Source organism: Mycobacterium sp. E136 (assembly GCF_001666865.1).
In the GTDB taxonomy this organism is placed as follows: domain Bacteria; phylum Actinomycetota; class Actinomycetes; order Mycobacteriales; family Mycobacteriaceae; genus Mycobacterium.
Genome location: NZ_LZJE01000122.1, coordinates 1 through 1,764 on the forward strand (window position 1 = coordinate 1; position 1,764 = coordinate 1,764).

At 67.3% G+C, this 1,764-nt stretch carries 3 protein-coding genes; all 3 read right to left on the reverse strand.

Annotated features, from left to right (window positions below; all coding sequences use genetic code 11):
* Nucleotides 1-739, reverse strand: a 739-nt coding sequence (locus A5698_RS08510; protein ID WP_068295529.1) for a phosphatidate cytidylyltransferase, incomplete at its 3' end; no start/stop codon positions are given.
* Nucleotides 739-1,296: a ribosome recycling factor gene (gene frr, locus A5698_RS08515; protein WP_067084676.1), complete on the reverse strand. Its 558-nt coding sequence runs from the start codon at nucleotides 1,294-1,296 to the stop codon at nucleotides 739-741. The genes A5698_RS08510 and frr, both read right to left, overlap by 1 nt.
* A gap of 74 nt (nucleotides 1,297-1,370) precedes the next feature.
* On the reverse strand, nucleotides 1,371-1,764 hold a 394-nt coding region (locus A5698_RS08520; protein WP_502688893.1), incomplete at its 5' end, for a uridine monophosphate kinase.

Here is a 1,764-nt window from a genome sequence, read left to right on the forward strand (position 1 = left end):
CCAGGTCGCCGAGCACACCGGTGATCACGAGCATGAGCCCGAGCGGCACGCCGACCCAGGCCGGCTTGTCGAGCAGGAACGTCACCGACACCACTGCGGCGCCGATGCCGAACACCATCGAACCGCCCAGCCCCTCCCACGACTTCTTGGGGCTGATCGCCGGGGCCATCAGATGCCTGCCGAACAGGACTCCGGCCACATAGCCGCCGATGTCGGCGAACACCACGGTGGCGATCACCGTGAAAACCCGTCCGCCGCCGTGGTCCTGGAAGATCAGCAGCGCACTGAAACTGGCGAACAACGGCACCCACGTCGACAGCAACACCGAGGCGGCGATGTCGCGGAGGTAGTTGACCGGCTGGTGGCGCAGCCCGTGCCCGACGAGCCGCCACACCATGCAGACGACGATCGTCCCGCCGTATGCGCCGAGCACCCCGGCCGGGCCGAACGGCCAGCTCAGCCAGATCATCGCCTGCCCGCCCAGCAGCAACGGAACGACGGGGAGGTCGTATCCGGCCTCGCGCAGTCGACGGATCACCTCGTGGGTGGCGATGGGGATGAACACCGCCAGCACCGGCAGCCAGCCGATCGGCCAGAAGAGGAGCGTGCCGATGGCCACCGCGCCGAGCACGACGCCGACCGCGATCGCGGCGGGCAGGTCACGGCCCGCCCGCGACTTCTTCTTGGGCGGTTCGTCGACCGGCGTCTCTGCCACGGGACCCTTGTGCTGTTCGGTCACTAGACCTCCAGCAGCTCGCCTTCTTTGTGCTTGACGAGTTCGTCGATCTGGTGGGTGTAAGTGGCGGTGGACTTGTCGAGGTCCTTCTCCGCGCGGGCCACCTCGTCCTCGCCGGCCTCGCCGTCCTTCTTGATGCGGTGCAACTCCTCCATCGCCTTGCGGCGGATGTTGCGCACCGCGACCTTGGCGTCCTCGCCCTTGGCCTTGGCCTGCTTGACCAGATCACGGCGACGCTCTTCGGTGAGCTGCGGGATGGCCACGCGGATGACGTTGCCGTCGTTGGTGGGGTTCACGCCGAGGTCGGAGTTGCGGATGGCGTCCTCGATGTTGCGCAACTGGTTGGCCTCGTACGGCTTGATCACCACCAGCCTGGCCTCGGGCACATTGATGCTCGACAGCTGCGTGATCGGCGTCGGTGACCCGTAGTACTCGACGTTGACGCGCGCGAACATCGCCGGATTGGCGCGACCGGTGCGGATGGAGGACAGGTCATCGCGTGCGACCGACACCGCCTTCTCCATCTTCTCCTCGGCATCGAAGAGGGTTTCGTCGATCACGTCCTTCTCCTTCGTCTGTGCGCGTCGGTCACTGCTCGCGCGTGCGCATCCTCGCTGTCGCTCGCGCCGGTGTGTCAGGTGGTGACCAGTGTTCCGATCTTCTCACCCGCGACCGCCCGCGCGATATTGCCGTCCGTGAGCAGGTTGAACACCAGGATCGGCATGCCGTTGTCCATGCAGAGGCTGAACGCGGTCGCGTCGGCGACCTTCAGTCCGCGGTCGATCACCTCGCGGTGGCTGATGGCGGTGAGCAGTTCGGCGTCGGGATCCTGGCGCGGGTCGGCGGTGAACACCCCGTCGACGGCCTTGGCCATCAGCACCACCTCGGCGCCGATCTCGAGCGCGCGCTGCGCGGCGGTGGTGTCGGTGGAGAAGTACGGCAGGCCCATGCCTGCCCCGAAGATCACGACGCGGCCCTTCTCGAGGTGCCGCACGGCCCGTAGCGGGATGTACGGCTCGGCGACCTGG